This is a genomic window from Rhodococcus rhodochrous (assembly GCF_014854695.1).
In the GTDB taxonomy this organism is placed as follows: domain Bacteria; phylum Actinomycetota; class Actinomycetes; order Mycobacteriales; family Mycobacteriaceae; genus Rhodococcus.
Window position 1 is genome coordinate 3,658,849 of record NZ_CP027557.1, and the last position, 25,285, is coordinate 3,684,133.

26 protein-coding genes are annotated in these 25,285 nt (G+C 68.5%); 10 read left to right on the forward strand and 16 right to left on the reverse strand.

Annotated features, from left to right (window positions below; translation table 11 throughout):
* Positions 1 to 32 precede the first annotated feature (32 nt).
* The 5 genes from nirB to C6Y44_RS17035 form a co-directional block, all read right to left on the reverse strand.
* Positions 33 to 2,549, reverse strand: a complete 2,517-nt coding sequence (nirB, locus tag C6Y44_RS17015) for a nitrite reductase large subunit NirB (RefSeq protein ID WP_159417900.1) — start codon at positions 2,547 to 2,549, stop codon at positions 33 to 35.
* A 30-nt stretch (positions 2,550 to 2,579) separates the two neighbouring features.
* Positions 2,580 to 4,034: a nitrate/nitrite transporter gene (locus C6Y44_RS17020; protein WP_159417899.1), complete on the reverse strand. Its 1,455-nt coding sequence runs from the start codon at positions 4,032 to 4,034 to the stop codon at positions 2,580 to 2,582.
* A 122-nt stretch (positions 4,035 to 4,156) separates the two neighbouring features.
* The gene (locus C6Y44_RS17025) at positions 4,157 to 5,011 is read right to left on the reverse strand and encodes a TIGR02569 family protein (protein ID WP_026061392.1); all 855 of its coding nucleotides are present in this window, start codon (positions 5,009 to 5,011) and stop codon (positions 4,157 to 4,159) included.
* Between the two features lie 75 nt (positions 5,012 to 5,086).
* Positions 5,087 to 6,319 carry an adenylyltransferase/sulfurtransferase MoeZ gene (gene moeZ / locus C6Y44_RS17030; RefSeq protein WP_225623584.1) on the reverse strand — a complete coding sequence of 411 codons (1,233 nt, stop codon included), beginning with the start codon at positions 6,317 to 6,319 and terminating at the stop codon, positions 5,087 to 5,089.
* A gap of 78 nt (positions 6,320 to 6,397) precedes the next feature.
* The gene (locus C6Y44_RS17035; RefSeq protein ID WP_404817763.1) at positions 6,398 to 7,456 is read right to left on the reverse strand and encodes a DUF3152 domain-containing protein; all 1,059 of its coding nucleotides are present in this window, start codon (positions 7,454 to 7,456) and stop codon (positions 6,398 to 6,400) included.
* A 193-nt stretch (positions 7,457 to 7,649) separates the two neighbouring features.
* Between C6Y44_RS17035 and C6Y44_RS17040 the strand changes: the two genes are divergently transcribed.
* Positions 7,650 to 8,306, forward strand: coding sequence for a TetR/AcrR family transcriptional regulator (locus C6Y44_RS17040; protein ID WP_120279840.1), 657 nt, complete (start codon positions 7,650 to 7,652; stop codon positions 8,304 to 8,306).
* Positions 8,307 to 8,372: 66 nt separating this feature from the next.
* Here the strand turns inward: C6Y44_RS17040 and C6Y44_RS17045 are convergent, their stop codons facing one another.
* A complete protein-coding gene (locus C6Y44_RS17045; protein ID WP_006550244.1) occupies positions 8,373 to 8,603 on the reverse strand; it encodes a DUF3107 domain-containing protein in 231 nt (76 codons plus the stop codon).
* A 57-nt stretch (positions 8,604 to 8,660) separates the two neighbouring features.
* The gene (locus tag C6Y44_RS17050) at positions 8,661 to 9,365 is read right to left on the reverse strand and encodes a ferritin-like fold-containing protein (RefSeq protein WP_060651355.1); all 705 of its coding nucleotides are present in this window, start codon (positions 9,363 to 9,365) and stop codon (positions 8,661 to 8,663) included.
* 206 nt (positions 9,366 to 9,571) lie between these two features.
* Here C6Y44_RS17050 and C6Y44_RS17055 point away from each other — a divergent pair, with 206 nt between their 5' ends.
* Positions 9,572 to 11,236, forward strand: coding sequence for a DEAD/DEAH box helicase (locus C6Y44_RS17055; protein ID WP_159417896.1), 1,665 nt, complete (start codon positions 9,572 to 9,574; stop codon positions 11,234 to 11,236).
* A gap of 4 nt (positions 11,237 to 11,240) precedes the next feature.
* Positions 11,241 to 12,446, forward strand: coding sequence for an Rv3212 family protein (locus tag C6Y44_RS17060; RefSeq protein ID WP_159417895.1), 1,206 nt, complete (start codon positions 11,241 to 11,243; stop codon positions 12,444 to 12,446).
* A 4-nt stretch (positions 12,447 to 12,450) separates the two neighbouring features.
* On the opposite strand, the gene C6Y44_RS17065 is transcribed toward C6Y44_RS17060, so the two are convergent.
* A complete protein-coding gene (locus tag C6Y44_RS17065; RefSeq protein WP_159417894.1) occupies positions 12,451 to 13,251 on the reverse strand; it encodes a ParA family protein in 801 nt (266 codons plus the stop codon).
* A gap of 74 nt (positions 13,252 to 13,325) precedes the next feature.
* Here C6Y44_RS17065 and C6Y44_RS17070 point away from each other — a divergent pair, with 74 nt between their 5' ends.
* Positions 13,326 to 13,811, forward strand: coding sequence for a GNAT family N-acetyltransferase (locus C6Y44_RS17070; protein ID WP_159417893.1), 486 nt, complete (start codon positions 13,326 to 13,328; stop codon positions 13,809 to 13,811).
* Between the two features lie 7 nt (positions 13,812 to 13,818).
* Here C6Y44_RS17070 and C6Y44_RS17075 read toward each other — a convergent pair whose 3' ends face one another.
* Positions 13,819 to 14,241: a hypothetical protein gene (locus C6Y44_RS17075; RefSeq protein ID WP_372473337.1), complete on the reverse strand. Its 423-nt coding sequence runs from the start codon at positions 14,239 to 14,241 to the stop codon at positions 13,819 to 13,821.
* 47 nt (positions 14,242 to 14,288) lie between these two features.
* On the opposite strand from C6Y44_RS17075, the gene C6Y44_RS17080 reads away from it, so the two are divergent.
* Positions 14,289 to 15,227, forward strand: coding sequence for a diacylglycerol/lipid kinase family protein (locus C6Y44_RS17080; RefSeq protein ID WP_159417892.1), 939 nt, complete (start codon positions 14,289 to 14,291; stop codon positions 15,225 to 15,227).
* Positions 15,228 to 15,498: 271 nt separating this feature from the next.
* Entirely contained in the window at positions 15,499 to 15,753 is a 255-nt protein-coding gene (locus C6Y44_RS17085; protein WP_006550236.1) for a WhiB family transcriptional regulator, read from the forward strand.
* 75 nt (positions 15,754 to 15,828) lie between these two features.
* On the opposite strand, the gene C6Y44_RS17090 is transcribed toward C6Y44_RS17085, so the two are convergent.
* Both C6Y44_RS17090 and C6Y44_RS17095 read right to left on the reverse strand, forming a co-directional pair.
* Positions 15,829 to 17,304: a sensor histidine kinase gene (locus C6Y44_RS17090; RefSeq protein WP_120279845.1), complete on the reverse strand. Its 1,476-nt coding sequence runs from the start codon at positions 17,302 to 17,304 to the stop codon at positions 15,829 to 15,831.
* 34 nt (positions 17,305 to 17,338) lie between these two features.
* Positions 17,339 to 17,554, reverse strand: coding sequence for a biotin/lipoyl-binding carrier protein (locus C6Y44_RS17095; RefSeq protein WP_006550234.1), 216 nt, complete (start codon positions 17,552 to 17,554; stop codon positions 17,339 to 17,341).
* Positions 17,555 to 17,649: 95 nt separating this feature from the next.
* On the opposite strand from C6Y44_RS17095, the gene C6Y44_RS28460 reads away from it, so the two are divergent.
* A complete protein-coding gene (locus tag C6Y44_RS28460) occupies positions 17,650 to 17,724 on the forward strand; it encodes a 50S ribosomal protein bL37 (RefSeq protein WP_022597109.1) in 75 nt (24 codons plus the stop codon).
* 142 nt (positions 17,725 to 17,866) lie between these two features.
* On the opposite strand, the gene rsrA is transcribed toward C6Y44_RS28460, so the two are convergent.
* Both rsrA and C6Y44_RS17105 read right to left on the reverse strand, forming a co-directional pair.
* Entirely contained in the window at positions 17,867 to 18,148 is a 282-nt protein-coding gene (gene rsrA, locus C6Y44_RS17100) for a mycothiol system anti-sigma-R factor (protein ID WP_088897715.1), read from the reverse strand.
* The gene (locus C6Y44_RS17105) at positions 18,145 to 18,783 is read right to left on the reverse strand and encodes a sigma-70 family RNA polymerase sigma factor (protein WP_120283527.1); all 639 of its coding nucleotides are present in this window, start codon (positions 18,781 to 18,783) and stop codon (positions 18,145 to 18,147) included. Before C6Y44_RS17105 ends, rsrA begins: the two co-directional genes overlap by 4 nt.
* A 212-nt stretch (positions 18,784 to 18,995) precedes the next feature.
* Here C6Y44_RS17105 and ybaK point away from each other — a divergent pair, with 212 nt between their 5' ends.
* Entirely contained in the window at positions 18,996 to 19,493 is a 498-nt protein-coding gene (ybaK, locus tag C6Y44_RS17110; protein WP_059382246.1) for a Cys-tRNA(Pro) deacylase, read from the forward strand.
* Between the two features lie 21 nt (positions 19,494 to 19,514).
* Here ybaK and C6Y44_RS17115 read toward each other — a convergent pair whose 3' ends face one another.
* A complete protein-coding gene (locus C6Y44_RS17115) occupies positions 19,515 to 20,270 on the reverse strand; it encodes an SOS response-associated peptidase (RefSeq protein WP_059382386.1) in 756 nt (251 codons plus the stop codon).
* An 80-nt stretch (positions 20,271 to 20,350) separates the two neighbouring features.
* Here C6Y44_RS17115 and aroA point away from each other — a divergent pair, with 80 nt between their 5' ends.
* Entirely contained in the window at positions 20,351 to 21,637 is a 1,287-nt protein-coding gene (aroA, locus tag C6Y44_RS17120) for a 3-phosphoshikimate 1-carboxyvinyltransferase (RefSeq protein ID WP_174247124.1), read from the forward strand.
* The gene (rsgA, locus tag C6Y44_RS17125; protein ID WP_120279849.1) at positions 21,604 to 22,623 is read left to right on the forward strand and encodes a ribosome small subunit-dependent GTPase A; all 1,020 of its coding nucleotides are present in this window, start codon (positions 21,604 to 21,606) and stop codon (positions 22,621 to 22,623) included. Before aroA ends, rsgA begins: the two co-directional genes overlap by 34 nt.
* A gap of 74 nt (positions 22,624 to 22,697) precedes the next feature.
* Here rsgA and C6Y44_RS17130 read toward each other — a convergent pair whose 3' ends face one another.
* Together C6Y44_RS17130 and C6Y44_RS17135 are read right to left on the reverse strand one after the other, a co-directional pair.
* Positions 22,698 to 23,933: a fatty acid desaturase family protein gene (locus tag C6Y44_RS17130; protein ID WP_059382247.1), complete on the reverse strand. Its 1,236-nt coding sequence runs from the start codon at positions 23,931 to 23,933 to the stop codon at positions 22,698 to 22,700.
* 63 nt (positions 23,934 to 23,996) lie between these two features.
* Positions 23,997 to 25,283, reverse strand: coding sequence for a fatty acid desaturase family protein (locus C6Y44_RS17135; RefSeq protein ID WP_120279850.1), 1,287 nt, complete (start codon positions 25,281 to 25,283; stop codon positions 23,997 to 23,999).
* Positions 25,284 to 25,285 lie beyond the last annotated feature (2 nt).

Here is a 25,285-nt window from a genome sequence, read left to right on the forward strand (position 1 = left end):
TTACCCGCTCGTTCCCTCGGGGTAAGCGGTCGTCACGCCCCGGTTCCGGGTCCGATGCCCGGCATACCCACGAGGACGGGGACCTTGCGGGGGCCGCTGTCGTCGAAGCGGACGGTGGGGTCGGGCTGCTCGGGCGCGTTGACGAACGAGACGAACCGCGCCAGCTTCTCCGGATCCTCGAGGACGCCGGCCCACTCGTCCTTGTAGCCGTCGACGTGCTTGGCCATCGCAGCCTCGAGATCGTCGGCGATACCGAGGGCATCGTCGCACACGACCTCCTTGAGGTGCTCGAGGCCGCCCTCGAGTGCGTCGAGCCACGGAGCGGTGCGCTGGAGCCGGTCGGCGGTGCGGATGTAGAACATCAGGAACCGGTCGATGTACCGGACGAGGGTCTCGTCGTCGAGACCACCGGCGAGGAGCTGTGCGTGCTTGGGCGACTGGCCGCCGTTGCCGCACACGTACAGGTTCCAGCCGTTCTCCGTCGCGATGACACCGACATCCTTGCCGCGTGCCTCGGCGCACTCACGGGCGCATCCCGACACCCCCATCTTGAGCTTGTGGGGCGATCGCAGTCCGCGGTAACGCAATTCGAGAGCGACGGCCATCCCGACCGAGTCCTGCACGCCGTAGCGGCACCAGGTGGAGCCGACACAGCTCTTGACGGTGCGCAGCGACTTGCCGTACGCCTGCCCGGATTCCATGCCGGCGTCGACGAGACGCTTCCAGATCTGCGGGAGCTGTTCGACGCGGGCACCGAACAGGTCGATGCGTTGACCGCCGGTCATCTTCACGTAGAGACCGAAATCGCGTGCCACCTCACCGATCACGATGAGCTGCTCGGGGGTGCACTCGCCACCGGGCATGCGCGGCACGACCGAGTAGGTGCCGTTCTTCTGGATGTTGGCGAGGAAGTGGTCGTTCGTGTCCTGCAGACCGGCCTGCTTGGGGTGCAGGATGTGGTCGGAGTCGGTGGACGCGAGGATCGAGGCCACCACCGGCTTGCAGATGTCGCAGCCGTGTCCGGTGCCGTACTGGGCGATGAGCGCGGAGAAGGTGCGGATGCCGGTGGCCTGGACGATCTCGAACAGCTCGGCGCGCGACTGCTCGAAGTGCTCGCACAGGGCCTTCGACATCTGCACACCCGACTGGGCGAGCAGCTGCTTGATGCTCGGGAGACAACCGCCGCAGGTGGTGCCGGCGCTCGTGCACGACTTGACCTGCGCGATGTCGCAGGCACCTTCGGAGATCGCGCCGCAGATCGCGCCCTTGGTGACACCGTTGCACGAGCACACCTCGGCGTCGTCGGGTAGCGCACCGGCGCCCGGCTTCTCCCCCACCGGGGAGATCAGCGTGGCCGGATCCCCCGGCAGTTCGCGGCCCACGAGCGGTCGCAGGTTGCCGTAGGCGGAGGCGTCGCCGACGAGGATGCCGCCGAGCAGGGTCCTGGCGTCGTCGGAGACGACGAGCTTGGCGTAGGTGCCCTTCGCGGAGTCGGAGAGCACGACCTCGAGGGCGCCGGGCGTCGTCGCGTGGGCGTCACCGAAGCTCGCGACGTCCACGCCGAGCAGCTTGAGCTTCGTCGACAGGTCGGCGCCGGGGAACTCGGCGGTACCGCCGACGAGCCGGTCGGCGACGACCTCGGCGGTGCTGTAACCGGGGGCGACGAGTCCGTAGCAGGTGCCCTCGACGGCGGCGCATTCGCCGATGGCGTAGACGGCCTCGTCCGAGGTGCTCCGGCAGGTACGGTCGGTGAGCACACCGCCGCGGCCGCCGAGTTCGAGTCCGGCCTCCCGGGCGAGCTCGTCCTGGGGACGGACGCCGGCGGAGAAGATCACGAGTCCGGCCTCGAGGACGGTCCCGTCGGACAGGGTCACCTGCAGCGCCTCCGGTCCGGACTCGATCTTCTCGGTGCCCACCCCGGTGTGGGTGACGAGGCCGAGGTCGGTGACGAGACGGTCGAGGACCCGGCCGCCGCCCTCGTCGACCTGGGCGGGCATGAGCCGGTTGTTGTACTCGACGACGTGCGGCGTCACTCCCAGCAGGCGCAGCGCGTTGGCGGCTTCGAGTCCGAGCAGGCCACCACCGATGACGATGCCCGCGAGGCCGGCGGCCTTGGCGCGTTCGGCGGCGGCGCGGATGCCGTCGAGATCGTCGAGCGTGCGGTAGACGAAGCAGCCGGGCAGGTCGTGGCCGGGCACCGGCGGCACGAAGGGGTACGAGCCGGTCGCGAGGACGAGGCTGTCGTAGGGCAGAACGTCGCCGCCGGCGGTGGTGACGGTGCGGGCCGCGCGGTCGATTCCCACGGCGCGGGTGCCGACGCGCAGGTCGACGAGATCGTCTGCTGCGTAGTCGTTTCCGGCGAGAGCGAGTTCCTTGCGGTCCCAGGCTCCGACGTAGGACGACAGTCCCACGCGGTCGTAGGCGGCGTCGGCCTCCTCGCCGAGCACGGTCACCGACCAGCTGTTCTGCTCGTCGCGGACACGCAGGGCTTCGACGAAGCGGTGGGCGACCATTCCGTGTCCGACGACGACGACGTTCTTGCGGCTCATGATGTTCTCTTTCTTCGTGCCGGGGATCGGTCAGACTGCGACGCGGGCCGGGGCGGGAGCCTCGGTGGACGGCTCGCTCGCGGGAGTGGTGTGGGGGCGGCGGAGGAAGACGAACCAGGTCACCGCGATGCACACGAGGTAGAAGATCGCGAAGACCCAGAAGGCCATCGTCGCGGACTGCGCCTCGCCGCCGTAGGAGGCGCGGAAGACCAGGTTGATGCCGACGCCGCCGAGTCCACCGATGGCACCGGCGAAGCCGATGAGGGCACCGGACATGCTGCGCGACCAGGCGGCCTTCTCGTCGCGATCCAGTTCGTCGAGGTCCTGCGCACGGGCCTCGAAGATGGACGGGATCATCTTGTAGACCGAGCCGTTGCCGAGCCCGGAGAGCAGGAACAGGGCGATGAAGCCGAGCACCATGGCGGTCAGCACACCGCCGGTTGCGGCGCCGGTGGTGCGGTCGTCGAGGGTGCCGGCGACGATGAGCACCGCGGCGGCCAGGGCCATCGCGACGAAGGTGTAGAGGGTGATTTTCCCGCCGCCGATGCGGTCGGCGAGCTTTCCGCCGAGCGGACGGGAGATGGATCCGAGGAGCGGGCCGATGAAGGCGATCTGCGCGGCGTGCAGGGCGGCCTGGGCGGGGGTGTCGCCGCCGGCGAGGAAGTTGATCTGCAGGACCTGACCGAAGGCGAAGCTGAAGCCGATGAACGAACCGAAGGTGCCGATGTAGAGGAACGAGATGATCCACGAGTCGCGGAACTTCAGTGCGGCGCCCATGGCCCGCAGGTCGGCCTTCTGGTCACGGAGGTTGTCCATGAACAGGGCGGCGCCGAGCGCGGCGACGGCGCACAGGACCAGGTAGACCGCGCAGACGATCCAGGGCTCGGTGTTGCCGATGGTGGCGATGACGAGCAGGCCGATCAGCTGGACGGCCGGGACACCGATGTTTCCGCCACCGGCGTTGAGTCCGAGCGCCCAGCCCTTCAGGCGCTGCGGATAGAAGGCGTTGATGTTGGTCATCGACGACGCGAAGTTGCCACCACCGACGCCGGCAAGTGCCGCGACCAGCATGAACGTGGTGTAGGAGTGACCCGGGTTCAGCATCAGGTACAGCGCCCCGATGGTGGGGATCAGCAGTACGAGGGCACTGAAGATGGTCCAGTTGCGGCCGCCGAAGCGGGCGGTGGCGACGGTGTAGGGGATGCGGAGGATCGCGCCGACGAGCGTGGGGACGGCGACCAGGAAGAACTTGCCGGCGGCGTCGATGCCGTACACGTCGGTGGGCATGAACAGCACCATGACCGACCAGATCGACCAGACGGAGAAGCCGACGTGCTCGGCGATCACCGACCAGATCAGGTTGCGCTTGGCGACCTGCTTGCCGCCGGCCTCCCACGCCTCCACATCCTCGGCGTCCCACCGCTCGATCTTGTGACTGCGTGCGAATTTGTCTCTGAGACTTTCATTTTCGATGAAGGTCGTCATCGCCGTTCCTCCTCGGGTCCGTGTTGATCCCAAAGGTAGGAAACGGGTGTTGCTACGGTGCTGCCCGCGGTGACCGTCGCGTCAAGAGTTGCTCACCCCGGCCCCGGCCGCCCTGTGAGGTGTTACAGGAGGAACCGCACGAGGTCGGCGGTGTGCGCCAGGCCCGGGAAGGCGTCCTCGGTCGAGCGCGGGTGCAGCGCGTGCACGGCCAGCCGGAAGATCACCGCGCGCAGCAGCATCTGCGGCCACTCGGGAAGGTCCTCCCAGCGGCCGATGAGTCCTTCGTCGGCACCGCCCCACGACAGTGCGTCGACGACGGCGACGGCGGCCGCCCAGGAGGCCGGACGCCAGTAGGGGGTGATGTCGGTCAGCCCGGGCGCTGCGCGGCCGGCGAACAGGACGGTGCCGAACAGGTCTCCGTGGACGAGCTGGTCGGGCAGGTGCACGGGCTTGCGGAAGGTCGCGAGCTGGTTGATCAGGTCGAGGCTCTTACGGCCGTCGGGGGTCACCGTCTCGGGTGCACCCGCCGCGCGGGCGCTGCGCAGGGGTACGGTCTCCCAGGCCGCGCGGTCGGCGGCGACGAAGACGTCGACGTCCTCCCAGGGTGCGACGGGTGGCTGCATGAGGAAACGGGGACGTTCGAGCTGCGCGGTGGCGGTGTGCAGCCGTAGCGACAGCGAGACCACTTCGTCGTGCCGGGGCTCGGACGTGCCGACGATGTAGGTGTCGGCGCGCCATCCGGAGACCACGTAGCGACCATCGGTGGACCGCACCGGGCGGGCCAGCCGCACGCCGTCGACGGTCAGGGTCTCCCGCACTTTGGCGGACCAGGCCGCGCGAGCATGATCGGCGACTCGGGACAGCACGACGTCCCCACACCGGAAACCTCCGTCCCAGTCGGGCCCGAGCGGGACCGGTTCGACATCGCGGAGACCGAATGTGGAGCACACGTGCTGAGGCGGTTCGGGTGAGCTCACGACGCTCAACCTACCTTCGCAGACCGCCCGGATCGGGAAGGCACTCCGCTGTTTCAGGTCACAACGAGGTCACCGTCAGTAGACCGGCAGCGAGGTGTCGACCTGCTGCGCCCACGCGATCACGCCACCGTGCAGATGCGTCGCATCCGAGAAACCCGCTCGCGCAAGGACTTCGAGCGCTTCGGCCGAGCGGATACCGGTCTTGCAGTACAGCACGATCGGGGTGTTCTGCGGCAGGTCGGCGAGGGCCTCGCCGGAGAGGATGCGGTCCTTCGGCACGAGCCGTGCACCGTCGATACGGACGATCTCCCACTCGACGGGTTCGCGCACGTCGATCAGCGCGAGGTCGCGGCCCTCGTCGAGCATGCGGCGCAGTTCGGTGGGGGTGACGGCCGATCGCGCCGACGCAGCGGCGTCGGGAACGATCCCGCAGAAGGCCTCGTAGTCGACGAGTTCGGTGACCGGCACCCGTCCCGGATCGCGGCGCAGGGTCACCGTGCGGAACGACATCGCGAGCGCGTCGTAGATCATGAGCCGGCCGAGCAAGGGCTCACCGATCCCCGTGATGAGCTTGATCGCCTCGGTGGCCATGACGGTGCCGATCGTGCCGGGCAGGACACCGAGCACACCGCCCTCGGCGCACGAGGGAACCATGCCCGGCGGCGGCGCCTCGGGGTAGAGGTCGCGGTAGTTCAGGCCGCGCCCGTCGGGAGCGTCCTCCCAGAACACCGACACCTGACCTTCGAACCGGAAGATCGAGCCCCACACGTACGGCCTGCCGGCGAGGACAGCGGCGTCGTTGACGAGATAGCGGGTCGCGAAGTTGTCGGTGCCGTCGAGGATCAGGTCGTACTGCTCGAACAACTGCACGGCGTTGCTCGACTCCAGCCTCGTCTCGTACAGACGCACGGTGACACCGTCGTTGATTGCCAAGATGCTGTCGCGGGCGCTCTCCCCCTTGGGCCGTCCGACGTCGGAGCGGCCGTGGATCACCTGCCGCTGCAGGTTCGACGTCTCCACGTCGTCGAACTCGACGATGCCGATCGTGCCGACGCCCGCCGCCGCCAGATACAGCAGCGCGGGCGAACCGAGTCCGCCGGCGCCGATGCACAGCACCCGCGCGTTCTTCAACCGCCGCTGACCGGTGACCCCGACGTTCGGGATGATCAGGTGACGGCTGTACCGGGCGACCTCCTCGCGACCGAGCTCCGGGCCGGGTTCCACCAGCGGCGGAAGGGATCGGCGCGTCGACGGTGTCGTTGCGGTCACGGGTTCTCCTGTCGCGATGCGTCCTGCGTCACCGTCCATGGTGCCATTCGGTGCTGCAACCCCACCCCGCCCCGCCCGTCGACCCCCGCCCGGCCCGGCGACTACCGTGCTCGGCGTCTACGCCCGCGGGTACGGCCAGGGGTTGAACCGGCAGCGCAGCCCGTCGGCGGGGACCGCGCCGTCCGGGTCCAGGCGCGCGATGTCGTCGTTGGCGGTGCCGAAGGTCTGCTGCATCATGATCGGCGCGAGACCGCCGTCGGTGGTGCAGGCGTCGTGTTGCGCCAGGCCGATGGCGTGGCCGACCTCGTGGTTGACGACGTACTGGCGATACGACCCGATGTCACCCTGGAAGGCGACGGCCCCGCGCACCCACCGCGCTTCGTTGAGGAGCACCCGCTCCATCGAGGGGTTGAAGCACGATCCCTCGAGCGGGATGTCGTAGCCGCATCCTTCGCGGATGGTCATCTGCGAGGTGAGGGAGATCCGGAAGTCCGGCTCGCCGGTGTCGATGCGGCGGAAGGCGACCGCCTGGTCGCCGATCCAGCTCCGCGGATCGGCGAGGGTGCGGTCCACCATCGTCGCGAAGGCCGCGTCGCCGCCGTAACCGGTGGTGTCGATGCCCTCCTCGAGTTCCACCGTGTAGGTGAACACGCGGTTCTGCCCCGCACCGACCTGCCCGGTGGTGCCGGGCACGACCCGCCACTGCCGCGCACCGACTTCCGTGAACGGCCCGCCGTCCGGCAGGGCACCGGACTCGAGCGACTCGGGGAAGGCCCCATCGGGCTGCGGGGCCTCGACGATGATCTCGGTGACCTCGCTCGCGACGACCGGATCGGCGGGCTCCTCCGCTCCTCCCCCACGCGCGGCGTCCCACAGCACGACCAGGGTCACGACGGCGAGGATCGGGACGGCATAGGCGCGCCAGCCGTAGGTGGCGACGAATCTGCCCACGCGGGTCTGCTTGCGGACGTCGCGTTCGGGTCGCGGTCGGCGAGGCGGCCGGTCCGGCCGTCCCACCGGGTCCCACACGGCACGTAGAGGCTGGTGCGACCGGCGACCCGGCTCGGATCGTTCCGTTCCTCGCGACCGGGACGAACCGGACGACGTCGGGGAAGGATCTGTCTGCGAGGAGCCCTGCGGCCCCCTGCTCTCGCGCACTCCTCCACGCTCGATCACGGATGTCAGGATGTCATATCGAGACCATTTCGATATCCGAAGCGTCGAAGGCGTGCCCCCATCCGTGCACCGGGAACGGATACTGGTCGGTAGGCCGGTCCGTTCGATACGCAGGTTCACCTGTAACCTGCAAAGACGAGGAGCGCCGAGGTGGCACACGCCACTATCGGAGTAGTGCAGATTGGGAGCAAGCATGACCGACGTCACCGAACGAGCATCCGGCCGGGGTAACAACGGCAAACGGGGCGCCCGGATGCCGCGTGACGAACGTCGTGCACAGCTGCTCGAGGCTGCCAGTGAGGTCTTCGTCACACGCGGTTACCACTCGGCCGGCATGGACGAGATCGCCGAATGCGCCGGAGTGAGCAAGCCGGTGCTGTACCAGCACTTCCCCGGCAAGCTCGAGCTCTACTGCGCCGTGCTGCAGAACTATGTGGACACCCTCATCAACGGCGTCCGCCAGGCCCTGCGGTCCACGACCGACAATCGTCAGCGTGTGCGTGCCGCGGTGCAGGCCTTCTTCGATTTCGTCGACAACGACAGCCAGGGATTCCGTCTCGTCTTCGAATCGGACCTCATGGGCGAGCCGCAGGTGTCGCGGCGGGTCGAGCAGGCCACCGAGGCGTGCGTCGACGCCGTCTTCGACCTCGTGAGCCACGATTCGGGCCTCGATCCGTACCGGGCCCGCATCCTCGCGGTCGGCCTGGTGGGAACGAGCCAGTTCACGGCTCGTTACTGGCTCGACGCCGCGCGTCCGATCCCCAAGGAGGACGCCGTGGACACCACGGTCGCGCTGGCCTGGGGCGGTCTGAAGCACGTGCCGCTGCAGCCGGAACTCCGTCGTCGCTGACGACACATACCGAGAACGACGAACGGGCCGGGGCGACATGCCCCGGCCCGTTCTCGTCGGTCGCTCTCAGTTGGCGGCGAAGCCGACCTTGCCCAGCGTGGCAGGACCGATGTCCACGTAGCTGATCTTGGCGGCCTGCACGAGAACCTTGCGGCCCTTCTCGTCGACAAGTGCGAGCACCCCGTCGTCGGCGCCGTTCAACGCGGCCCGGACGAGCTTCTCCACCTCGTCGGGCGTCTGGTCGCTGACGACGACAACTTCGCGCGGGCTGTCCGCGACGCCGATCTTGACCTCCACGGTGGACCTCCGATTCTCATGCGTTGAAACCGAGCTGGTACTGCTGTCAGCCCCAGGCTAATGCAGTCCGAGCACCGACATCCGCTCGGCGTGCTCGACCTGCATGCGATCGAACAGTGCGGCGATGTTCGTCAGGTCGCCGGACGCGAGAATCACCAGCTCGGCGAGTTCCTCGTTCTGCGCGAGGACGTACTGCGCCTGGGTGATGGCCTCGCCGAGCAGCCGGCGTCCCCACAGCATCAGGCGGTCCTTCTGCAGCGGGCTGCGCTCGACGACCTCGCGGACCTCCTGCACCACGAACTCCGAGTGGCCGGTCTCGGCGAGGACCTCCCGGACCACCGTGGAGACCTCGGGAGCGAGCATGTCGGCGATCTCACAGTAGAAATCTGCGGCGATCCCGTCACCCACGTAGGCCTTGACGAGGACCTCGAGCCAGGTCGAGGGAGCGGTCGAGGCGTGGTAGGCGTCGAGCGCCTTGCGATAGGGCTCCATCGCCGCGTAGATCTCGACGCCGCGATCGGTGAGCGCGGTTCGGAGCGTCTCGAAATGGCTCATCTCCGCAGCTGCCATGCTTGCGAGCGCGACCCGCCCGCGCAGGGACGGGGAGAACCGGGCGTCCTCGGCGAGACGGTAGAACGCCGAGATCTCGCCGTACGCGAGCACTGCGAAGAGCTCTGCGACACCGGGGTGATCGGCGGGGACTGCGGGTCCGCCCGGCGTCGCGCCGGACTCGGAGGTGGACTGCGGCGTATCGGCTCCCATGACGACGAAGCGTAGTACTACCTCGTGGAATGCGCCGGAACCGGTACAATGGATCGGGAAGCCCGCGCTTCGAGCCGCCGACCGTGGCCCGCGAGCTTCCCAGATAATGTGCGCGCACCCGAACTGCGGATCGCTGCCGCGCTTCGCCGAGCCTGGTGGATACCGCTCGCGCTGAGGTGCAGGCCGGTCGCCTTTCCCCCTCGTGCGTGCGTGCCGAGACCAGGAAGGCCGGACCCCTGAGCAAGATCACCATCGACCACGAAGACGACGCGAGCGAAACGACCGTCTCCGCACAACTCGATTCCACCCACGTACCCCCCACCTTCGGCGAACTCGGCGTCCGCGACGAGATCGTCCGCGCCCTCGCCGAGGTCGGCATCGAACGCACCTTCGCGATCCAGGAACTCACCCTGCCGCTCGCCCTCGCCGGCGACGACCTCATCGGTCAGGCCCGTACGGGTATGGGCAAGACCTTCGGCTTCGGCGTTCCGCTCCTGCACCGCATCGCCACCGAGGGTTCCGGTACGACCACGCTCGACGGCACTCCCCGTGCGCTCGTGATCGTCCCGACCCGCGAACTGTGCATCCAGGTCACCAACGACCTCGTGAACGCCTCCAAGTACCTGCCCGGCAGCCGCAAGTCGGGCCTCGAGGTCCTGTCGATCTACGGTGGCCGCCCCTACGAGCAGCAGATCGACGAACTGAAGAAGGGTGTCGACGTCGTCGTCGGTACTCCCGGTCGTCTGCTCGACCTCGCCAACCAGGGTCATCTGATCCTCGGCAAGATCGGCGTGCTCGTCATGGACGAGGCCGACGAGATGCTCGACCTCGGCTTCCTGCCCGACATCGAGCGCATCCTCACGATGGTCCCCGACCGTCGTCAGACGATGCTCTTCTCGGCCACGATGCCCGGCCCGATCATCACTCTCGCCCGCACGTTCCTGAATCGCCCGACGCACATCCGCGCCGAGGAAGCCGAATCATCGGCCGTGCACGAGCGCACCCAGCAGTTCGTCTACCGGGCGCACGCGCTCGACAAGGCCGAGCTCGTCGCCCGCGTGCTGCAGGCCGAGGGACGTGGCGCCACCATGATCTTCACCCGCACCAAGCGCACGGCGCAGAAGGTGGCCGACGACCTCGTCGAGCGCGGTTTCGCGTGCGGCGCGGTGCACGGCGACCTCGGTCAGATCGCACGCGAGAAGGCACTCGACAAGTTCCGCAGCGGCAAGATCGACGTCCTCGTCGCGACGGACGTCGCCGCCCGCGGCATCGACATCGACGACGTCACCCACGTCATCAACTATCAGTGCCCCGAGGACGAGAAGACCTACGTCCACCGCATCGGCCGTACCGGTCGCGCCGGACGCACCGGTATCGCGATCACCCTCGTCGACTGGGACGACGTGCCGCGCTGGCAGCTCATCGACAAGGCTCTCGATCTCGGTATCCCGGATCCGATCGAGACCTACTCGAGCTCCCCGCACCTGTTCGAGGAGCTGAGCATCCCGTCCGACGCCACCGGACGCGTCCGCAAGGCCGCTCCCGCCGCCTCCGACAACGGTGAGAAGCGCGAGCGCGTCGAGCGCGAGGGCGGATCCCGACCGAAGCGCAACCGGGTCCGCCGCCGCACCGTCCGCGGAAAGTCGGCCGACGGCTCCGCGACGGATGCCGCCGCAACCGGTTCCGACGACTCGGCGAAGGCCGAGAACGAGTCTGCCGCAGCGGAGACGGGTGAGGACACCGGGGCTTCCGCTCCGGCACGTCGTCGCCGTCGTCGCCGTCGCACCCGCTCGGGCGAGGGCCCCGCCGGTCGCGCAGAGCAGCAGGACACGTCGAACGTGGAAGCGGTCTCGACGTCGTCTGCCCGATAACCACGTGCTCGCGCCCGAGCGCCGCACCCGCACCGACCTTCTCGTCGCAGCCGCACTCGTCGTCACCGCTCTGGTGGCGGCGAGTGTCGTCTGGCTGAACTCGGATGCGCGGGGCACCACGTCGACCACCTGGGACGGACCCGTCCCCACTCCTGCTGCCGCGCAGGCGCTTCCGCGCACTCTCGCCGAACTGTGGCGTGCTCCGAGTACGGCGACGACCGCGCCGGTGGTGTCCGGGGGCACGATCGCCACGGCCGACAGTGGTGCGGTGGTCGGCCGCGACCCGCAGTCGGGCGAGGAACGCTGGCGGTACGACCGCGACCGGGCGTTGTGCGCGGTCACCGAGGCCTGGGGCGACGTGGTCTCGGCCTACCGCGGCCCACGCGGATGCGGTCAGGTCACCGCGCTCGACTCCGGCAGTGGCGCTCGCGGCGCGCAACGGTCGAGCGACGCCGACGATCCGATCCGGCTCGTCGACGCCGGTTCGCACCTGATCGCCTTCGGCGAGTCGCGTCTCGAGATGTGGCGCTCCGATCTGGTGCGCACGGTCGAGTACGGGCGCGTCGACGCACCGGTGAACCCGAACGCCCAGCCCCGATCGGGTTGCGAACTGCGCTCGGCAGATTCGGGCGCCGAAGTGCTGGCCGTGCTCGAGCAGTGCGCAAACGAGCCGACCAATCGGCTCACCCTTCTCGATCCCACCCCCGACGACAGCACCAAGCCCGAGGAGTTCGCCTCGTCGGTGCTGCCGGAAGCGGGCGGGGACTCCCGCATCGTCGCGGTGGTCGGCGACCGCACGGCGGTCTACCTGGCCCCGGACGACAACGACGGGCCACGTATCGAGGTCTTCGACAGCGAGGGCGTCCTCGTCGACACGCACACCCTGCCGCGTCCTGCCGGCGAATCGGACGACCCCGCCCTCGAGCGCGGCGGCGTGCTGGTGTGGTGGACGGGCCGCGACACCGTCGCACTGTCCACCACCGATTTCGCTCCGCAGTGGACCGTCGAGGACACCCTCGGCAACGGCGACATCATGGCCGGTTCGCTGCTCCTTCCCGTCGAGGACGCCCTCGTGGGAGTCGACTCACGGACCGGCGAACCCGGCCCGCGCATCGACGTCGAGCGCGGAGCGGTCTCCACGGTGAACGTCGCCGTCGCCGGGGACGTCGTGGTCGAGCAACGCGACGACGAACTCGTGGTGTTGGGCTGATGTCTCAGTCCGCGACGGCGGTTTCGAAGGTCTCGAGTTCCGCCTCCCCCGACCAGTAGCGCAGCAGGTTCTCGGAGAGCGCCCGGTACGCCTCGGCGCCCTTGTTCTTGCGTCCCGCCAGCACCGTCGCGCCCGAGGCGGAAGCCTCCGCGAAGCGGACCGTGCGGGGTACGGGCGGGGCCAGCACCGGCAGGTCGTACCGGTCGGAGACATCGGCGAGCACGTCGCGACTGTGCGTGGTCCGCGAGTCGTACAGGGTCGGCAGCGCGCCGAGCAGCTCGAGATCCGGATTGGTGATCTGCCTGACCTCGTCGACGGTGCGCAACAACTGCCCCACTCCACGGTGTGCGAGCGTCTCGCACTGCAGTGGAACGAGCACCGACCGCGCCGCGGTGAGACCGTTGAGCGTGAGAACGCCGAGGGAGGGCGGGCAGTCGATCACGACGACGTCGTAGTCGTCCTCGACCGACGCCAGGGCCCGCTCGAGGGTGTATTCGCGTCCCGGCTTCATGAGCAGCATCGCCTCCGCACCCGCGAGGTCGATGGTCGCCGGCAGCAGCGACATCCCCTCCGCGGTGTCGAGCAGGACGTCCTTCGTCTCGACACCGCCCACGAGCACGTCGTGCACGGATTGTTCGAGCTTGTCGGGGTTGTGCCCGAGGGAGAAGGTCAGGCACCCCTGGGGGTCGAGATCGACGACGAGCACCCGCCGGCCCAGCGCCGACAGCGCGGCCCCCAACGACGCGACGGTGGTCGTCTTGGCGACGCCACCCTTCTGATTTGCCACTGCAAGTACCGTTGCCACGACCCCGATCCTCGCGCACTCGGCGGCGCAGCGCGAGGTGAATCCGCCCACGAGACCGCAGGAGGCAGCCCGTCGTGATCCGCAGAGCCACACCCGAGGACGTCCCCGCGATCACCGGGCTGATCTACGACCTCGCCGAATACGAGAAGGCCCGGCACGAGTGCACCGTGGTGCCCGAGCAGATCCACGAGGCTCTGTTCGGGCCGCAACCCTCGGTGTACGCGCACGTCGCCGAGGAATCCGGTGAGGACGGAGCCGCAGGTCAGGTCGTCGGGGTGGCGCTGTGGTTCCGGAACTTCTCCACCTGGGACGGCGTGCACGGCATCTACCTCGAGGATCTGTTCGTCCGTCCCGAACACCGCGGCAAGGGACACGGACGCGCACTGCTCGCGGCGCTCGCCCACGAATGCGTGGAGCGCGGTTACACCCGCCTGAGTTGGTCGGTGCTGGACTGGAACGAGCCGTCCATCGGTTTCTACCGCTCGCTCGGCGCCGTCGCGCAGGACGAGTGGACGACGTTCAGGCTCAGCGGCCCCGCGCTGCAGGCTCTCGGCAGCTGAGCCCGGATCACTCGTCGACGTCGGGCGCGTACTCGTGCGCAAGCCACCGCGTCGTGGGCGGGCTGAACAGCAGCACGAGCGTGGGGACCACGACGAGCCCCAGCACGGTACCGATGGCCGGCTGGTGCGAGTCGGTCAGCAGCGACCACACCACGGGCAGCAACAGCAACTGCGCCAGTACCGCCACGGCACGTCCCCAGCGCACCCCGCGCACGAGCGCGATCCCGCCGGCCAGTACCCCGCCGAACAGGACGAACAGCCACAGCGCGAAGCCGTAACCGTTGGTGACCGACTGATCGTGTTCGCCCGAGGCTGCGCGGATGATCGAGTACACCGCGAACCCCATCGCGACGACACCCTCGAGGACGACGAGCCAGCCGGCGGCACGCACGGTCGACGGAACGCTGCTGCGAGGTGTTTCGAGAGGCACCCGTCCAGCGTAGTGGACCCGCCGGGCACCACTTAGGCTGATGTTCCGTGCGCGCCCTGCTGATCGTGAATCCGAATGCGACGACGACCACCCCGGCCGGTCGCGACCGTCTCGCTCACGCCCTGAGAGGCCGGCTCGCACTGACCGTCGCACACACCACCCACCGCGGGCACGCCGCAGAACTCGCGCGTTCGGCGCACGCCGACGGGATGGACGTCGTCGTCGCGCACGGGGGCGACGGCACCGTCAACGAGATCGTCAACGGTCTGCTCGGCCCCTCCCCCGACCGATCCGCCGATCCGTCACTTCCGCGACTCGCGGTGGTGCCCGGCGGCTCGGCGAACGTGTTCGCGCGGTCCCTGGGGTTGTCCGCCGATCCGCTCGAGGCCACCGGGCAGGTGCTCGAGTCGTTGCAGGAGGGCAGGACCAGCCGGATCGGCCTCGGCCACTGCGACGGACGGTGGTTCACCTTCAACGCGGGCCTCGGCCTCGACGCCCAGGTGTGCGAGGCCATCGACCTGAGCCGCGCCGAGGGCAAGAAAGTGACGACGACGCGCTATGTGTGGCATGCGGTGGCCCGGTTCTTCGCGTCGAAGCGGGCCGAGCCGACGCTCACGCTCGAGATGCCCGGATCCGAACCTGTGTCGGGGGTGCACTACGCGTTCGTGTCGAACTCGAGTCCCTGGACCTATCTCGAGTCCCGGCCGGTGCACACGAATCCCGGCACATCGTTCGACACCGGGTTGGGTGTGTTTGCCATGACGACGACCCGGGTATTTCCGAGCCTGCGGGTGGTGAGGCAACTCCTGGCCGCCCGTGGCGAGCCGGCGTCGCCGCATCTGGTGCGTGCGGACGATGTCGCGCACGTGCGCGCCCGGGCCTCGCGCCCGATCGGACTTCAGGTCGACGGCGACTATCTCGGACTCCGCACCGAGGTCGAGTTCGTGGCCGTACCGTCGATCCTCGATGTCGTCGCGCCCCGCTGACGACCCCCTCTAGCGGGACAGCGACAGAAAGAAAAGCACGAATTCTGTGATTACCACTACCTTCTCGGCCCGAGTGGAGTAGAAAGAGGGATTGGCGAACTCGTAGCTCACAACAGCGTGAGCTTCCCCACGATCGTGGTCGATTCTATTGACTCCACGCTCGTTCGTGAAAGCATTCACAAGTAACCGCGCGGAAACACTCCGTGCCACAGGCGTGAACACGCATTGACCATCAGCCGGTGCACACGCACCATCGAAGGAGAGTAGAAGCATGGACTGGCGCCACAAGGCCATCTGCCGCGACGAGGATCCGGAACTGTTCTTCCCCGTGGGGAACAGCGGCCCGGCTCTCGCGCAGATCGCGGATGCCAAGCTCGTGTGCAACCGTTGCCCCGTCACCGCCGAATGCCTTTCCTGGGCGCTCGAGTCCGGCCAGGATGCCGGCGTCTGGGGCGGTATGAGCGAGGACGAGCGCCGCGCTCTCAAGCGTCGCAACGCCCGCACCCGCGCTCGCACGGCGGTCTGAGCAGCTCCGACAGACGTTCGAAGGCCCGGCCCCCTCACGGAGGCCGGGCCTTCTTACGTGCACAGGCCGAAGCGGTCAGGCGACCGGCACCTTGCCCAGCGGTAATTGCAGGCGCGCATCGGTCCCGCCGGTCTCGTTGGAGGTCAGTTCCAGCGATCCGCCGAGTTCGGCGGCCACGAGGGTCCGGACGATCTGCAGACCGAGCCGGTTCGACGCCTCGAGGCTGAATCCGTCGGGAAGGCCCTTCCCCTCGTCACGGACCACGACGTCGAGCATGCGGGCCGAACGCTGTGCCCTCACAGTGACCGTGCCGTTGACGCCCGGATCGAAGGCGTGCTCGACGGCGTTCTGGACGAGCTCGGTCAGCACCATGACCAGGGGCGTCGCGCGATCTGCGGGGAACACACCGAGGTTCCCCTCTCGCAGCACACGGATCTGACTGCCCACCGTCGACACGTCGACGACGATGGGGATCAGCTGGTCGAAGACACCGTCGAGATCGACCTCCTCGTCCACGGACATCGACAGCGCCTCGTGCACCAGGGCGATGGACGTCACCCGGCGAACCGCTTCGCCGAGGGCCTGCTGGGCTTCGGTGTTCCCGGTTCGGCGCGCCTGTAGTCGCAGCAGTGCGGCGACCGTCTGCAGATTGTTCTTGACGCGATGGTGGATCTCGCGGATCGTCGCGTCCTTGCTCAGCAGTGCGCGGTCGCGTCGTTTGACCTCGGTGACGTCGCGGACGATCACCGCGGCGCCCCTGATCTTGCCTCCCGGATTCAGGACCAACGCACGGATCAGAACCGTGGCACCGCGTGCCTCGATCTCCATGCGCTGCCCCAGACGGCCCTCCACGGCCCCGCGGAGGTAGTCGGTGACGTCGCGGCTCTCGAAGGGATCGGTGACCAGTGCGCGGGTCGTCTCCACGAGATCCTGACCGATCAGGTCGGAGTTCAGACCCATCCGGTGATAGGCCGACAGCGCGTTCGGGCTGGCGTAGACGACCTTGCCCTTCCGGTCGAGCCGGATGAATCCGTCGCCCGCACGCGGACTCGACTTGGTGTCCGAGCGCGCCTCGGGCGTGGGGAAGGTGCCCTCGCTGATCATCCGGTAGAGGTCGTCGGCGCATTCGAGATAGGCGGTCTCGAGCGCGCTGGCCGACCGTCGCGACACACGGGCGGCGTCGCGGCTGAGCACCGCGACGACCCGACCGTCCGAGCGCACCGGCACGGCCTGACGGATGTTGATCCCGGCGCCCGGGGACGACTTGACGTCGACGATCTCTCCGGTTTCGAAAGCCTCACGGACGTAAGGATGTTCGTTGTCGGAGACGAGCATGCCGACGGCGTCCTCGGGAATCACGGTCGAGGCGGTGGTGGGCCGGCACTGTGCGACGCACACGATTCCGGACGGCGCCGCGTCGACCCACAGGAGGACGTCGGCGAACGACAGGTCGGCGAGCAACTGCCACTCGCCCACGACACGTTGGAGGTGATCGACGGCCGCGCCCGGAAGATCCGTGTACCTTGCGAGCAACGAACTGAGTGTGGACACGGGAACCGCTTTCGTACTCAGGAGATATCCGCCGTCAGGAGATCACGGCGATGAGGTCGCCCTGCTGGATGACATCCCCCACCGAGACTCCGACGGAGGTCACGGTGCCCGCCGACTCGGCGAGCACGGGAATCTCCATCTTCATCGACTCGAGGATCACCAGCGTGTCGCCCTCGGCCACCACGTCACCCTCTCGCACGACGACCTCGAACACGGTCGATACCATCTCCGCGCGTACGTCTTCCGCCATCGAACACCTCGTTTCACGCTCCGGCGGCGGACCTGCCGACAGGACCACTCGACCGCACGTGAAACACTGTAATGAACGAGAAAGGAGATCCCACCATGGGTAAGCGAGGTCGCAAGAAGCGCAGCCGCAAGGGTAACGCCGCCAACCACGGCAAGCGTCCCAACGCCTGAGACGCGGACAGGGGCCGGAAAGCAGCAGCTTTCCGGCCCCTGTCACGTTCGGGGTGTCTCGTCTACGACTCGGTACGAGTGAACTCGTCTACGACTCGGCGTGAGTGGAACTCGCCTACGACTCGGCGTGAGTGGAACTCGCCTACGACTCGGTGCTGTCCGTCTCGGTGATCACCACGGTGCGGCGGATCTGCAGCATCAGCCGCTCCCGCAGGCCCTCGGGTGCGTGTTCCCCGCCGCACTTGCGGCTGAGCAGCGATTTGATCTTCTCCTCGATCCCGTAGGCCTCGAGGCAGGTGCCGCACTCGTCGAGGTGCCGCTGCAGCTTCTCGCGGGAACCGGCGTCGCACTCGGAATCGAGAAGCAGGTAGACGTCCGCGATGACCGCCGAGCAGTCGAGTCGATCGAAGTCGGGTTCGCTCACTGCGGTGCTCCCTTTCCGCTCTCGGGCCGATCCGATGTTCCGGTTGTCGCGTCCACGGCCTTCTCCCGCATGAAACCGCGATCGCGCGCCACGTCGGCCAACAGGCCCCGCAACTGCTTGCGACCCCGGTGCAGTCTCGACATCACAGTGCCGATCGGCGTCCCCATGATCTCGGCGATCTCCTTGTAGGGGAACCCTTCGACGTCGGCGTAGTAGACGGCCATGCGGAACTCCTCGGGAAGCTCCTGCAGCGCCGCCTTGATGTCGTCGTCGGGAAGCGCGTCGAGCGCCTCGACCTCCGCGGACCGCAGACCGGTCGACGAATGCTCGGCCGTGGCGGCGAGCTGCCAGTCGGTGATCTCGTCGGTCGGGTACTGCGCGGGCTGCCGCTGACGCTTCCGGTACGAGTTGATGTAGGTGTTGGTGAGGATCCGGTACAGCCAGGCCTTGAGGTTGGTGCCCTCGCGAAACGACCGGAAGGCGGAGAAAGCCTTGATGTAGGTCTCCTGCACGAGGTCCTCGGCGTCGGAGGGATTGCGGGTCATCCGCAGCGCAGCGCCGTAGAGCTGATCGAGCAGGGGAAGCGCATCCCGCTCGAACCGCTCGGTCAGTTCTTCCACAGACTCCTCGATCACACCGATCCCTTCATCGACGCCTGTCGAGAAGGCTACCGGTCCGTCGGGGTCCGGATCGGCGGGACGTCTGACGGCGTCCGGTCGAGGCGGGCACAGCACTGCCACGAATTCTCCGATCGTCGGGTGTCGGGTGGCCGGTGGATCCACCCGTCGGTGTGCAACGCCGTACCCGCCGCACTTGTTCCCCACCTCCGGTTTTCTAGAGTGATCGGATGGCCTCGACATCCACTCCCGCGACGGTGTTGTTGAAGCGCGAGAAGGTCGCGCACCGGGTCCACGAGTACGCACACGACCCGAGGTCGTCGTCCTTCGGCGCCGAAGCCGTCGAGGAACTCGGCGCACGTCTCGGGGTCTCCCCCGATCAGATCTTCAAGACGCTGGTGGTGTCGCTGTCGGACGGCAAGCTCGCCGTCGCGGTGATCCCGGTCCCGGCGACGCTGTCGCTGAAGGCCGCAGCAGGGGCACTGGGCGGCGGCAAGGCCGTGATGGCCGATCACACCGCCGCCGAACGCGCGACCGGATACGTCGTCGGTGGCATCTCTCCGCTCGGGCAGCGCAAGCGTCTGCGCACCGTGATCGACGTCTCCGCCGAGCAGTGGGACCGGGTGCTGTGCAGCGCGGGGCGGCGCGGACTCGAGATCGAACTGGATCCGCACGATCTGATCCGGCTGACCGGTGCGGTCGTGGCCCCGATCACGGCCGGGCCGTAGAGCACCGCGGCCCGGCGGCACCTACAGCAGCACCATCTGGTCGCCGGCGCCGTCGTCGGGTTGCAACAGTTCGGGGCCGTTGTTGCGGATGCTGTTGACCTTCGCGGACACGCGGCGGATCTCGATCGCCGAGATCGCCTCGAGGCTCGGCACGATCAGATCCGGGTGGCCGAGGCTGTCGGGGTCGAGCCACGCGTCCCATCGCTCCGCGGGGAGGATCAGCGGCATCCGCTCGTGCACGTTGCCGAGTTGCTCGACCGACTGCGCGGTGAGGATCGCCGTGCTCGACAGCGGTGGTGCCTTCGGGTTCCGCGGGTCGCGCCACTCCGCCCACACTCCGGCCATGCAGATCCGCGATCCGTCGGCGGGCGCCATGAAGTACGGCACCTTGCGGGGTCTGCCGTCCGGCGCGGGTTCGACCTGCCATTCGTACCAGCCGTCCATCGGGACGAGGCACCGCTTGTGGCGCAGCGACCGTGCGAAGCTCGGCTTGGTGGCGACCGACTCGGATCGTGCGTTGATCAGCGGTGCGCTTCCGCCCACCTCCTCGGCGAACGGCGGCACGAGTCCCCAGCGCATGCGCCGGACACGGCGGCGGACGGGACCGTCGGGATCGTCTCCGTCGTGCCGGGCGACGACGGTGAGCACCTCGGTCGTCGGCGCGACATTGTAGTCGGGCCCGCGCCGGTCCCGGCCGCTGTCGCCGGTCTCGTCGAGTGCGTCGAGTTCGACGGCGAGCGTCGCCGGGTCGGCCGTGGAGACATACCTTCCGCACATGCCGTCGAGTGTGGCATCGCCGGGTGACGGAACCGACACCGGCGCGCACCGGGTAGGCGAGGGTGCCCGCACCGGTCCGGATGGGCGAAGATGGTCGGGTGAGTCTGTGGAGAGCACCCCGCGCCGTGTCCCCGGTTCGAGCGTCGGTGACGCTGCCGGGATCGAAGTCGATCACCAACCGTGCCCTGATCCTGGCCGCACTCGCCGACGGGCCGTCCACCCTGACCGGCGCGCTGCGCAGCCGCGACACCGATCTGATGATCGGGGCCCTGCGCACGCTCGGCACGACCGTCACCGAGCGCGACGGCGGCACCACCCTCGACGTGACCCCCGGTGCCCTGCGCGGAGGTGAGGTCGCCTGTGGACTGGCCGGCACCGTCATGCGGTTCGTTCCGCCGCTGGCCGCACTGGCCGACGGCGACGTGCGGTTCGACGGCGACGAACAGGCCCGCGTCCGCCCGATGAGCACCGTGCTCGACGCCCTGCGCGCCCTCGGCGCCGACATCGACGGCGACCGGCTCCCCTTCACCGTGCACGGCCGCGGTGCGGTGCGCGGTGGTTCCGTCACCATCGACGCGTCCGCGTCCTCGCAGTTCGTCTCGGGTCTGCTGCTGTCCGGTGCCGCCTTCGACGAGGGCGTGGTGGTCCACCACGCCGGCGAACCGGTGCCCTCGATGCCGCACATCGAGATGACGGTCGAGATGCTCCGCACGGCCGGGGTCCCCGTCGACACCTCCGAGGCCGACACCTGGCGGGTGCCCCCCACGACCATCAAGGCCGTCGACGTCACCGTCGAGCCCGACCTGTCGAACGCAACCCCCTTCCTCGCGGCCGCGGCGGTCACCGGTGGTGTCGTCTCGGTGCCCCTGTGGCCGGAGTCGACCACCCAGGCCGGCGATGCGATCCGCGGCATCCTCGAGCAGATGGGCGCCGAGGTGACGTGGGCCGACGGGACGCTGACCGTGCGCGGCCCGGGCGAGCTGCGGGGTCTCGACGTGGACCTGCACGACGTCGGCGAGCTGGCGCCGACCGTCGCGGCCCTCGCTGCGGTCGCCGCCTCGCCCTCCGACCTGCGCGGTATCGCGCACCTGCGCGGTCACGAGACCGACCGGCTGGCGGCACTCGCCACCGAGATCGGTCGTCTCGGCGGTTCGATCACCGAGACCGAGGACGGGCTGCACATCGAGCCGGCTCCGCTGCACGGCGGCACCTGGCACTCCTACGCCGACCACCGGATGGCCACGGCCGGGGCGATCCTCGGGCTCGTCGTCGACGGGATCGAGGTCGAGGACATCGGCACCACCGCCAAGACGCTCCCCGACTTCGAGGGTCTGTGGGAGTCGCTACTGACGGGGAGCGACTCCTGAGGCGGCGGGAGTACGACGAGTCCGACGTCCGGGTTCGCCCCGGACGCGGCTCGCGGCCGCGCACGAAGGACCGCCCGGCCCATCTCGATGCCGAGGAGGGCATGGTCGTCTCCGTCGACCGAGGTCGGTGGGGTGTCGCGCTCGGCGGTGATCCCGATCGGATCGTGACGACGATGCGGGCACGCGAGCTCGGCCGGACCCCGATCGTGGTGGGCGATCAGGTGGGTGTCGTCGGCGATCTCTCCGGTCGCCCCGACACGCTCGCGCGCATCGTGCGGGTCGAGGACCGCAGCACCGTCCTGCGGCGCACGGCCGACGACACCGATCCGTTCGAGCGCATCGTCGTCGCCAATGCCGAACAGCTGCTCATCGTGGTCGCGCTCGCCGATCCCCCACCGCGGACCGGACTCGTCGAACGCGCACTCGTCGCGGCCTACGCCGGCGGTCTCGCTCCCCTGCTGGGACTGACCAAGAGCGACCTCGCCGATCCCGACGAGTTCGCCGCGCACTTCACGGATCTCGACATCCCGGTGCTGCTCGTCGGTCAGGACGACGATCTCACCGCCCTGCACGAGCGGATCGACGGTCGCGTGACCGCCCTGATCGGGCACTCGGGGGTCGGCAAGTCGACACTGGTGAACAGGCTCGTCCCCGACGCCGACCGCGCCACCGGTGAGGTCTCCGGGGTGGGCAAGGGACGGCACACCTCCACCCAGTCGGTGGCCCTGCACCTGCCCGAGGGCGGGTGGGTGGTCGACACCCCGGGCATCCGGTCGTTCGGGCTCGCGCACATCGGGCCCGACGACGTCGTCGCGGCGTTCGGGGACCTGGCCGAAGCGGTCGAGGACTGCCCGCGCGGGTGCACGCATCTCGGCCCGCCCGCCGATCCCGAATGCGCCTTCGACTCGTTGGAGGGCAAGTCGCACAACCGGGCGATGGCCGTGCGCGAACTGCTCACGGCGCTCGCGTCCAACGACCCTTGGTGAACCGACGAACCCCGGTTGAACGCACGAACCCCGGCACCTGTGGGTGCCGGGGTTCGTGCTCGTTCTCGTGACCGTCAGCGCATGCCGAGCGCGCGGCGGATGAATCCGCGCTTGCGGGTCTTCTCGATGGTGGTGGCCAGACCCACACGGCGGCCGGTGGCCGGATCGATCTCCGGCGCTCCGCCGAAGCCCCGCTCGGAGGCGGTCTCCGGGGCGGCGTCGCGGTCGTCCTTGAGGTACTTGTCGGGCAGCGACAGCTTCGCGATGGTGCGCCACGACTTCCAGTACTGCACCGCGAGCGGGCCGGTGGTGTACGGCAGGTCGTACTTCTCGCACAGCTCACGCACCCGCACCGCGATCTCCGCGTACCGGTTGGACGGCAGGTCGGGGTAGATGTGGTGCTCGATCTGGTAGCTCAGGTTGCCGGTCATGAAGTCCATGACCTTGCCGCCGGAGATGTTCGCGGAGCCGAGCATCTGACGCAGGTACCACTGGGCACGCGTCTCGGTCTCGATGTCCTGCTTCGTGAACTTCTCCGCACCGTCCGGGAAGTGACCGCAGAAGATCACCGCGTTGGTCCAGATGTTGCGCACGAAGTTGGCCGTGGCGTTGGCCTTCATCGTGGACTTCCACGACTTGCCGGTGAGCGCCGGATAGATCACGTAGTCCTTGAGGTGCTGCTTGCCGAGCTTGGCGAGCACCTCCTTGCCGCGTGCCTTGGTGAGCTCGCGGTCGTCGCGTCCCTGGATGACCTTGCCGAGCTCGAGCAGCTGGATGGCGATGCCGTACTGGAACAGCGCTGCGAGGATGGCGTTGTACGCGACGTTGCCGAGGTAGAACGGCTTCCATCGCTGGTCGCGGGTGACGCGCAGCAGTCCGTATCCCACATCGTCGTCCATACCGAGGATGTTGGTGTACTTGTGGTGCAGGTAGTTGTGGGTGATCTTCCAGTGCGCCGACGGGTCGACATTGTCCCACTCCCAGTTGGCCGAGTGCACCTCGGGGTCGTTCATCCAGTCCCACTGCCCGTGCATCACGTTGTGCCCGAGCTCCATGTTCTCGATGATCTTCGACAGGGAGAGCATGCCCGTGCCCAGCAGCCACAGCGGACGCTTGTTCGAGCCGAGCAGCACGAGGCGCCCGCCGATCTCGAGGCCGCGCTGCAGCCGGATCGTGTTGCGGACGTATCGAGCGTCGCGCTCACCGCGGGACTCCTCGATATCGCGCCGGATGGCGTCGAGTTCGCGGCCGATGGCCTCGACGTCCGCCTCCGTCAGGTGCGCGTACTCCTTGACATCCGATATCGCCATGCGGGCTACTCTACCGTAGGTTACGGGCCCGTAGGTTAGCCGGATTCGGAGCTGTGGCGCGAATCACACAGTGACGGAAGGTCGCCGGTGACCCGATTCACCACGGCGACGACGACGCTCTGCTACCGCATGCTCCGCGTGGACCCGCAGCGCCGTGAGGAGACCCCGGCGACGTCCGGTGGACGTCTCGGTGACCACCGCGGGCGCGTCCGGGCGCCACCTGTCGAACTTGCGCTCGGAGGAGGTCTCGGGAGCGTCATCGGCCGTCGCCTTGAGGAACCGGTCGGGCAAGGCGAGCTTGTGGATCGTGCGCAGGGCGAGCCAGTACTGCCGGGCGAGCGAGCCGGTCGTGTACGGCAGGTCGTACTTGCCGCACAGCGCCCGCACACGGGCGGCGACCTCCGGGTAGCGGTTGCTCGGCAGGTCCGGGAACAGGTGATGCTCGATCTGGTAACTGAGATTCCCGGTGAGGAAATCCATCGCACGCCCACCGGAAATGTTTGCGCTGCCGAGCAACTGGCGCAGATACCACTCCCCGCGCGTCTCGTTCTCGTAGTGCTCGGTCGTGAACTTCTCTGCGCCGTCGGGGAAGTGGCCGCAGAAGATCACGAGATACGCCCAGATATTGCGGATCACGTTCGCGGTGAGGTTCGCCGACAACGTGCTGCGCCAGGCCGGGCCGGTGAGCGCCGGGAAGAACACCAGGTCCTTGACGACCTGCCGGCCGGCCTTCGCCGCGAATTCCTTGTTGGGCCCCGAATTCCACTGCGCGGGCGGGACGCCCTCGAGTTCCTTCTTCGCCGAGAGGTCGTGCAGCGCGATCCCCCACTCGAAGGTCAGCGCGAGGACGATGTTCGCGATCGGCTGCGCGAGATTGCGCGGACGCCACTTCTCGTCGCGCGTCATCCGCAGGATGCCGAATCCCACGTCTTCGTCCATGCCCACGATGTTCGTGTAGGTGTGGTGCGCGTAGTTGTGGGCGCGCTTCCAGTGCTCGGACGGACCGGTCTGATCCCATTCCCACGAGGTCGAGTGGATCTCGGGGTCGTTCATCCAGTCCCACTGCCCGTGCATCACGTTGTGCCCGAGTTCCATGTTCTCGATGATCTTCGCGAGCGACAGCGCCGCGGTACCGATGATCCAGCGCGACCGTCGACGCGAACCGAACAGCGCGCAGCGTCCGACCACCTCCAGCACACGCTGCGCACGGATGACGGAATGGATGTAGCGGGCGTCCCGCGGGCCGCGCGAATTCTCCACATCCCGTCGAATCGCGTCGAATTCGTTTGCGAGAGCAACAATGTCGTCTTCGGTCAGATGAGAGAACGCGCGGATGTCGGTGATGGCCAAGC

Excerpts from the sequence above, each read along its gene's own strand:
- nirB (WP_159417900.1), bottom strand. The coding sequence starts at position 2,549 with ATGAGCCGCAAGAACGTCGTCGTCGTCGGACACGGAATGGTCGCCCAC.
- C6Y44_RS17020 (WP_159417899.1), bottom strand. The coding sequence starts at position 4,034 with ATGACGACCTTCATCGAAAATGAAAGTCTCAGAGACAAATTCGCACGC.
- moeZ (WP_225623584.1), bottom strand. The coding sequence starts at position 6,319 with ATGGACGGTGACGCAGGACGCATCGCGACAGGAGAACCCGTGACCGCA.
- C6Y44_RS17040 (WP_120279840.1), top strand. The coding sequence starts at position 7,650 with ATGACCGACGTCACCGAACGAGCATCCGGCCGGGGTAACAACGGCAAA.
- C6Y44_RS17050 (WP_060651355.1), bottom strand. The coding sequence starts at position 9,365 with ATGGGAGCCGATACGCCGCAGTCCACCTCCGAGTCCGGCGCGACGCCG.
- C6Y44_RS17085 (WP_006550236.1), top strand. The coding sequence starts at position 15,499 with ATGGACTGGCGCCACAAGGCCATCTGCCGCGACGAGGATCCGGAACTG.
- C6Y44_RS17095 (WP_006550234.1), bottom strand. The coding sequence starts at position 17,554 with ATGGCGGAAGACGTACGCGCGGAGATGGTATCGACCGTGTTCGAGGTC.
- ybaK (WP_059382246.1), top strand. The coding sequence starts at position 18,996 with ATGGCCTCGACATCCACTCCCGCGACGGTGTTGTTGAAGCGCGAGAAG.
- C6Y44_RS17115 (WP_059382386.1), bottom strand. The coding sequence starts at position 20,270 with ATGTGCGGAAGGTATGTCTCCACGGCCGACCCGGCGACGCTCGCCGTC.
- aroA (WP_174247124.1), top strand. The coding sequence starts at position 20,351 with ATGGGCGAAGATGGTCGGGTGAGTCTGTGGAGAGCACCCCGCGCCGTG.
- C6Y44_RS17130 (WP_059382247.1), bottom strand. The coding sequence starts at position 23,933 with ATGGCGATATCGGATGTCAAGGAGTACGCGCACCTGACGGAGGCGGAC.